Annotated in this window: 1 protein-coding gene; it reads left to right on the top strand. The window is 73.0% G+C overall.

Features of this window, described 5'->3' with window-relative positions; genetic code table 11:
- Positions 1-2,142, top strand: a 2,142-nt coding sequence (locus M1M07_RS32170) for an amino acid adenylation domain-containing protein (protein WP_248676754.1), incomplete at both ends; no start/stop codon positions are given.

The following is a 2,142-nucleotide window of genomic DNA, read 5'->3' as shown; positions in this document are numbered from 1 at the left end:
ATCGACACCACCGCCACCGCCACCGACGCCGCGACCGCCCGTCCGCCGGCCCCGGTCGACGTCGCGCTGCACGTCACCCCCGGCGACACCGAACTGCGGGTGCGGTGCACCTACGCCGACGAGGTGTTCGACGCCGACGCGATCCGCGAACTCGTCGACCGCTGGGCCCGGATCCTCGCCGCCGTCACCACCGACCCGGAGGTCCCGGTCGGGGACATCGACTTCGTCGCACCCGCCGACCTGGCCGGACTCGTCCCGGCGCGGGGACGACCGACGATGTCGCCGCAACTGTGGCACGAGCTGCTCTCCTCGGTCGCGGCGATCGTGCCCGACACCGTGGCGCTGTCCTGCCTGGACCGCACCGTGACGTACCGCGAACTCGACGAATGGTCCAACCGCGCCGCCCGGGTCCTCGTCGACGCCGGTCTGGGCCCGGAGAAGTTCGTGGCGCTGGGCATCGCCCGGTCCATCGAGTCGGTCGCCGCGATCTGGGCGGTCGCCAAGTCCGGCGCGGCGTTCGTGCCCGTCGACCCCTCCTACCCGCGCGACCGCGTCGAGCACATGCTCACCGACTCCGGTGCCGTGCTCGGGCTGACCACGGCCCGGCATCACGGAACCCTGCCCGACACGGTGCCGTGGCTGGTGCTCGACGGCCCCGACTTCAAGGAGCGGGTGGACGCGGCGTCCCCGCTGCCGCTGACCGACCTCGATCGCCGCGCGGACCTGCACGTCGACCATCCCGCCTACCTGATCTACACCTCCGGTTCCACCGGCCGCCCGAAGGGTGTCGTCGTCCCGCACCGGGGCCTGTCGAACCTGGCCGCGTCGCTGCACAACCGGCTGGCGCCGCTGCCGACCGCCAGGGTGTCGCACTTCTCGTCGCCGAGCTTCGACGCGTCGATCTTCGAGTACATGACCGCGTTCGGTGTCGGCGCGACCCTCGTGATCGTGCCCGACACCGTCTACGGTGGCGACGAGCTCGCGCGGATCTGGCGCGAGCAGGGCGTCACCCACGCGTTCGCGACCCCGGCCGCGCTGGCCTCGGTCGACCCCGCCCAGGTCGACCTGGAGGTCGTGATCGTCGCCGGGGAGGCGTGCCCCCCGGAGCTGGCGGCCCGCTGGGCGCCCCGCTGCCGCATGTACAACGGGTACGGGCCGACCGAGACGACGGTGGTCGTGAACATCGCCGCGCTGCGAGCGGGCAATCCGATCACCCTCGGCACCCCGGTGTGCGGAGTCAACGAGGTCCTGCTCGATCAACGGTTGCACCCGTTGCCTCCCGTGCTCGCCGGCGAGCTGTACATCGGGGGACCCGACGTCACCCGCGGCTACCACAACCAGCCGGGGCTGACCGCCACCCGGTTCGTCGCCGACCCCTACGGCCCCCCGGGCTCCCGCATGTACCGCACCGGCGACGTGGTGCGCTGGCGTTCCAACGGTGAGCGGGCGAACGCCGAGTACCTGGGCCGCTCCGACTTCCAGGTCAAGATCCGCGGGTTCCGCATCGAACTCGGCGAGATCGACGCGGTGCTCACCGACCACGAGGACGTCGCGTTCGCGGTCACCCTGGGCCGCACCGCACCGTCCGGCGACACCCTGCTCGCGTCCTATGTGCTGCCCGAGACCGGGCACACCGTCGACGTCGCCGCGCTGCTCGCGCACGTCGGCCGCCGGCTGCCGGGGTACATGGTGCCCGCCGCGGTTACCGTGCTCGACCGGATCCCGCTGACCCCCGTCGGCAAGCTCGACCGCCGCGCGCTGCCCGACCCGGTGTTCACGTCCGCGACCGAGTTCACCGCCCCCACCACCGACATCGAACGCACCGTCGCCGAGGTGTTCACCGACCAGCTCGGCCTCGACCGGGTCGGGATCGACGACAGCTTCTTCGATCTGGGCGGCAACTCGCTGATCGCCACCCGGGTGCTGGCCCGCATCAACGCCGCGCTCGGCACCGACCTGGGGGTGCGCGCGCTGTTCGAGTCGCCCACGGTCCGGGCCCTGTCCGCGGCCCTGCACGCCGCCGGCGCCGTGGACCGGCCGCCGCTGGTCGCCGGGCCCCGCCCGGACCCGGTCCCGGTGTCCGCGGCGCAGCAGCGCCTGTGGTTCGTCAACCAGCTCGACACCGCGTCGGCGGCCTACAAC

Source organism: Rhodococcus sp. HM1, assembly GCF_023218075.1.
Classification (GTDB): Bacteria; Actinomycetota; Actinomycetes; order Mycobacteriales; family Mycobacteriaceae; genus Rhodococcus.
The sequence above is the reverse complement of the archived record's forward strand: the minus strand, read 5'-3'. Positions and strand labels throughout refer to the sequence as shown.